The 5,327-nt window shown below is 68.5% G+C and carries 6 protein-coding genes and 1 tRNA gene; 5 read left to right on the forward strand and 2 right to left on the reverse strand.

Features of this window, described 5'->3' with window-relative positions; all coding sequences use genetic code 11:
* Nucleotides 1-188 precede the first annotated feature (188 nt).
* Together VFM98_RS10525 and dnaQ are read right to left on the reverse strand one after the other, a co-directional pair.
* Nucleotides 189-263, reverse strand: a tRNA-Val gene (locus VFM98_RS10525).
* Between the two features lie 23 nt (nt 264-286).
* Nucleotides 287-1,003, reverse strand: a complete 717-nt coding sequence (dnaQ, locus tag VFM98_RS10530; RefSeq protein ID WP_325109875.1) for a DNA polymerase III subunit epsilon — start codon at nt 1,001-1,003, stop codon at nt 287-289.
* A 24-nt stretch (nt 1,004-1,027) separates the two neighbouring features.
* On the opposite strand from dnaQ, the gene VFM98_RS10535 reads away from it, so the two are divergent.
* The 5 genes from VFM98_RS10535 to VFM98_RS10555 form a co-directional block, all read left to right on the forward strand.
* Nucleotides 1,028-1,783, forward strand: a complete 756-nt coding sequence (locus VFM98_RS10535; protein WP_325109876.1) for a glucose 1-dehydrogenase — start codon at nt 1,028-1,030, stop codon at nt 1,781-1,783.
* Between the two features lie 162 nt (nt 1,784-1,945).
* Nucleotides 1,946-3,163 carry an ABC transporter substrate-binding protein gene (locus VFM98_RS10540; RefSeq protein ID WP_325109877.1) on the forward strand — a complete coding sequence of 406 codons (1,218 nt, stop codon included), beginning with the start codon at nt 1,946-1,948 and terminating at the stop codon, nt 3,161-3,163.
* Nucleotides 3,164-3,185: 22 nt separating this feature from the next.
* Entirely contained in the window at nt 3,186-4,058 is an 873-nt protein-coding gene (locus VFM98_RS10545; RefSeq protein ID WP_325109878.1) for a branched-chain amino acid ABC transporter permease, read from the forward strand.
* Nucleotides 4,055-5,068 (forward strand): branched-chain amino acid ABC transporter permease, encoded by a 1,014-nt coding sequence (locus tag VFM98_RS10550; protein ID WP_325109879.1) that lies wholly within the window; start codon nt 4,055-4,057, stop codon nt 5,066-5,068. Before VFM98_RS10545 ends, VFM98_RS10550 begins: the two co-directional genes overlap by 4 nt.
* Nucleotides 5,061-5,327: ATP-binding cassette domain-containing protein (locus VFM98_RS10555; RefSeq protein ID WP_325109880.1), on the forward strand; the 267-nt coding region annotated here is incomplete at its 3' end. The genes VFM98_RS10550 and VFM98_RS10555, both read left to right, overlap by 8 nt.

The raw sequence follows: 5,327 nt of genomic DNA on the forward strand, positions 1-5,327 counted from the left end.
CGCTGCTTCAGATCGATGGGCACAAACTGACAAGCTTCGCACCGGCTGACAAGAGCCCACTGCGCGCCAGCACACCTTGCGCATCTGCGCCGATATGAGCAGCACCCCGCTTTTCCGTACTTTCTCCGTACCGAAATGAAAAAGGCACTTGGCGTTTCCGCTAAGTGCCTGATTTCATTGGAGAATTTTGGTGGGTGATACATGGATCGAACATGTGACCCCTGCCGTGTGAAGGCAGTGCTCTACCGCTGAGCTAATCACCCATTGCCGTGTGGCAAGCCTCAGATTATGCCACAGCCGCAATCGCGAGCTGACGCCAGACTGTCTTGCCGCCGCTGGCCTTGTCCAACTGCTTCAGGACTTCCTCGTGGGCGGCCGCCTCCTGCTCGCTCGCGAGCAGGACCGGCAGAGTGAACTGGCGCAGGTCCACCCGCGTGAGGATGGCGCCCGGCACGCCGGCATCCACTTCGTCGATCAGGAGGGCGTCCTGGCCGCGCGTCATGTTGATGTAGACGTCGGCCAGCAGCTCCGCGTCCAGCAAGGCGCCGTGCAGGGTGCGGCCGGAGTTGTCCACCTCCAGCCGGTCGCACAGGGCGTCCAGGCTGTTGCGCTTGCCGGGGAACATCTCCTTGGCCATGGCCAGGCTGTCGATCACGCGGGCCACGTGGCCGGTGAACGGGGGGCGCCCGAGCAGCTCCAGCTCCTTGTTCAGGAAGCCGATGTCGAAGGCGGCGTTGTGGATGATGATCTCGGCGCCATCCACGTACTCCAGCAATTCGTCGACAACGGCGGCGAACTTGGGCTTGTCGCGCAGGAATTCGTTGCTGATGCCGTGGACCTTCAGGGCGTCCTCGTGCGAGTCGCGCTCGGGGTTCAGGTACCAGTGCTTGTTGTTGCCCGTCAGCTTGCGGGCGAAGAGCTCGACGCAGCCGATCTCGATGATCCGGTCGCCGGCTTCTGCGGACAAACCCGTGGTTTCGGTGTCGAGGACGATCTGGCGCATGGTGGCGGAATTATGCTTGAGCGCATGTTCGACCTGACCGACAAGATCGCCCTGGTCACGGGCGGAAATGGTGGCATCGGCCTGGGGATGGCGCGGGGCCTGGGCCAGGCCGGGGCCACGGTGATCGTGGCGGGCCGCAACGCGGAGAAATCCGCGGCGGCGTTGCGCGAACTGCAGTCGCTGGGCGTGCGCGCCGAGGCGCTGGCCTGCGATGTGACGGACGAAGCGGCCGTGCAGCGCCTGTTCGCCCAGGTGCAGGAGCGCCACGGCCGGCTGGACATCCTGGTCAACAACGCGGGCAGCACGGTGCGCAAGCCGCCGCAGGATTTGAGCCTGGACGAGTGGAACGGCGTGATGGACGTCAACCTCACCAGCGTGTTCCTCTGCGCCCGCTCCGCGCATTCCCTGATGCTGAAGGCGGGCCGCGGCAAGATCATCAACATCGCCTCGATCCTCTCGATCTTCGGCGCGCCCTACGCGCCGGCCTACTGCGCGAGCAAGGGCGGGATCGTGCAGCTCACCAAATCGTTGGCGATCGCCTGGGCCAGGGACGGCATCCAGGTCAACGCGGTGCTGCCGGGATGGATCGACACCGAGCTCACGGTCGGCGCCCGGGCGCAGGTGGCGGGGCTCAACGAGCGGGTGCTGGCGCGCACGCCGGCCGGGCGCTGGGGCACGCCGCAGGACCTGGCGGGCATCGCGGTGTTCCTGGCCAGTGCCGCCAGCGATTTCGTCACCGGGGCTGCGATCCCGGTGGATGGGGGGTATTCGGTTTCGTAGGCCGGGGGAGCCTTGCAAAGCCCGGCCAGCATCGAGCGCAGCAAAGCGCTGGGCTTCCGGCGCGCATTTGCGCGCGGTCAGCACCAGCCTACGGTCGCGTTCGCGCGACGGCGTACGTCGTCGCGCCCGCGACGGGGGTCCAACCTTCGAAGGAGAACGAGCATGACCGCAGCTTCCCTTGACCGGCGCCGCTTCGTGGCGCAGACCGGCGCCGCCGCCTCGGCGCTCGCGTTCCCGCTGGTGGGCGGCGCCCAGCCGAAGCCGGTGCGCATCGGCGTGCTGCACCCCGTGACCGGGGCGCTGGCGTACTCCGGCCAGCAGTGCCGCGAGGGCGCGCTGATGGCCATTGACGACATCAACAAGGCCGGCGGCATCAAGGCGCTGGGCGGCGCGAAGATCGAGGCGCTGCTGGGCGACGCCCAGTCCACGCCCGCCGCGGGCTCGGCCGAGATCGAGAAGATGAACGAGGCCGGCGTGAGCGCGGTGGTCGGCGCCTACGCCTCGGCGATCTGCCTGGCCACCACCCAGGCCGCGGCCAAGCACGGCCTGCCGCACGTGGTGGACGTCGGCGTGGCAGACCAGATCGTCGAGCGCGGCCTGAAGAATACTTTCCGCTTCGCGCCCGGCTACAAGAAGTGCGCCGACATCGCGCTGGCCAACCTGCACGTGCTCAACACCGCCGCCGGCAAGCCGGCCAGGACGGTGATGATCATCCACGAGGAATCCCTCTTCGGCACCGGCACGGCCAACCTGCTGGCGCGCGAGCTGCCCGGCTACGGCTACGAGGTCAAGGAGGTGATCAAGCACGCCAACCCGACGCGCGACTTCAACAACATCGTGCTGCGGATGAAGGCGGTCAACCCCGACATCGTCATCCCCGCCAACTACTACAACGAATACGCCCTGCTGGTGCGCACGATGCAGCAGCAGAACGTGCGCCCCAAGGCGATCTACTCGGTGCTGGGCGGCGCGGCCTCGAGCTACAAGTTCGTCAAGGAATTCCCGCAGGCGGCCAACGGCATCATCGACTGCAACCACTGGTTCAACCCCAAGGACAAGCGCAGCTTCGAGCTGAAGAAGCGCACCGAGGCGAAGAACCTGTTCTACAGCTACGAGGTCTTCCTCACCTACACGGCGATGCGCCTGCTGGCCGATGCGGTGGAGCGCGCCAGGTCGACCGACCGCGCCGCCATCATCAACGCGCTCGAGACCAGCACCTTCTCCGACCACTTCCTGCCCTACGGGCCGACGAAGTTCGTCAACGGCCAGAACACCGGCGCGCAGCCGCTCATGACGCAGGTGCTCTCGGGCGACATCAAGGTGATCGTGCCGCGCGAGTACCGCCAGGCCGAGCCGGTGTTCCCGCTCAAGCAGCTCTGAGGCGGCCGGCAGCGGAGGCCGCGTGTTCGAGCCCGGCATCCTGTTCGCGGCCGTCCTCAACGGCCTCACCACCGGCGCGGTGTACGCGCTGGTGGCGCTGGGCCTGACGCTGATCTACGGGGTGCTGCACATCATCAACTTCGCGCACGGGGCGGCACTGATGATGGCGCTGTACGGCGTGTACTTCCTCAAGCAGTCGCTCGGGCTCGATCCCTATCTCGCGCTGCTGCCGATGGTGGCAGTGATGTTCGTGGCCGGTTATGCGATCCAGCGCGGCATCGTCAACCGCGCGAGCCACGGCAAGGACGAGAACATCCTGCTGGTCACGCTGGGCCTGGCCATCGTGCTGGAGAACGTCGCGCTGCTCGCCTTCAAGTCGGACACGCGCACCATCGACACGCCCTACACGCTGGCGACGGTGGCGATCGGGCCGGCCGCCATCGCGGTACCCAAGGTGGTGGCCTTCTTCGGGGCGCTGGTGGCGTCGGCGGTCCTGCTCTGGATCGTGCGGCGCACGGACCTCGGGCGCGCGATCCGCGCCGTGGCGAAGGAGAAGCACGGCGCGCGACTGGTGGGCATCGACGTCGACCACGTATATGCCATGAGCTTCGGCATCGGCCTTGCCTGCCTGGGCGCGGCGGCCTGCTTCCTGCTGCCGGCCTACTACGTCAACCCGCAGGTCGGCAACGGCTTCGTGCTCGTGGCCTTCACCATCGTGGTGCTGGGCGGCATGGGCAGCTTCGCCGGGGCATTGGCCGGCGGCCTGCTGGTGGGCGTGGTCGAATCGCTCGGCGGGCTCTGGTTCGGCGAGTCGCTGGGGCAGATCGGGATCTTCCTGCTGTTCATCGCCGTGCTGCTGTTCCGGCCGCAGGGGCTGTTCGGGGCGAAGGCATGAGCGCCCGCAGGGACTTGCTGCAGATCGCGGTCTTCGCCGCGGCGGTGCTGCTGCTGGCGCTGACCGCCCGCTCCGGCGTGGTGCTGAACCTGGCCATGATGGCCCTCTACGGCGCGCTGATGGCGATCGCCTGGAACCTGCTGGGGGGCTACGGCGGCCAGTTCTCGTTCGGCCATGCGCTCTTCTTCGGCACCGGCGCCTACGTGCAGGCCATCGCGCAGGTGCAGGCGGGGCTCAACCCGTGGATCGCGCTGCCGCTGGCGATCGCGGCGGCGGCGCTGGTGGGCCTGTTCTTCGGCGCCCTCTCCTTCCGCTACGGGCTCAGGGGCTCCTACTTCGCGCTGGTGACGCTCGCCTTCGCGGAGGTGTTCCGCATCCTCTCGCTGTCGGTGCCTTTCACCGGCGCCGGGGTCGGCCTCATGGTGCCGTTGAAGGAAGGGGCCGCCAACATGCAGTTCGCCGACCGGCGCGGCTACGTCGCGCTGGCGCTGGCGCTGGTCGTCGCCGGGCTGCTGGTGACGAGCTGGCTGCGCCATTCGCGCTTCGGCGCCTGGTTGCAGGCGGTGCGCGACAACGAGGATGCGGCGCGCGCGGTGGGCGTCGATCCGTTCCGGGTGAAGCTGGGTGCGATCGGGCTCTCCGGTGCGCTGATGGGCGCGGCCGGTGCCTTCTACGTGCAGGTGTTCCAGTACATCGACCCGGGCATCGCCTACGGGCCGCACACCTCGGTGGAGGCGCTGGTCGCCGCCATCGTCGGCGGGCTGGGCACCTTGTGGGGGCCGGTGATCGGCGCCGTCGCGCTACACCTGCTGGCCGACCTCACGCGCAACCTGTTCGGCTCGCTGCCGGGCATCAACATGATCATCTACGGCGCGGTGCTGATCCTGATCGTGATGTTCGCGCCGCGCGGGCTGCTGGGGCTCGGCCACTCCGTGCGCCACCTGTGGGCGGGCGCGCGGCCGGCGACGGCGCCAACCGCCGCGCCGCCGCAGGAGCAGGTGCATGGCTAGCGCGCTGCTGCGGCTGCAAGGCGTGTCGAAGTCCTTCGGCGGGCTGGCCGCGGTGCAGGAGGTCTCGCTGGAGCTGCCGGCCGGCTCGCTCGCCGCGCTGATCGGGCCCAACGGCGCCGGCAAGACCACCCTGTTCGCGCTCGCCTCGGGTTTCCTGCGGCCCGACGCGGGCTCCATCGCCTTCGACGGCGAGGAGATCACCGGCGCGCCGCCGCACCTGAATGCGCGCCGCGGCATGACGCGCACCTTCCAGGTCGTG

This window comes from Ramlibacter sp. (assembly GCF_035706265.1).
GTDB lineage: Bacteria > Pseudomonadota > Gammaproteobacteria > Burkholderiales > Burkholderiaceae_C > Ramlibacter.

Excerpts from the sequence above, each read along its gene's own strand:
- dnaQ (WP_325109875.1), bottom strand. The coding sequence starts at position 1,003 with ATGCGCCAGATCGTCCTCGACACCGAAACCACGGGTTTGTCCGCAGAA.
- VFM98_RS10550 (WP_325109879.1), top strand. The coding sequence starts at position 4,055 with ATGAGCGCCCGCAGGGACTTGCTGCAGATCGCGGTCTTCGCCGCGGCG.
- VFM98_RS10535 (WP_325109876.1), top strand. The coding sequence starts at position 1,028 with ATGTTCGACCTGACCGACAAGATCGCCCTGGTCACGGGCGGAAATGGT.
- VFM98_RS10540 (WP_325109877.1), top strand. The coding sequence starts at position 1,946 with ATGACCGCAGCTTCCCTTGACCGGCGCCGCTTCGTGGCGCAGACCGGC.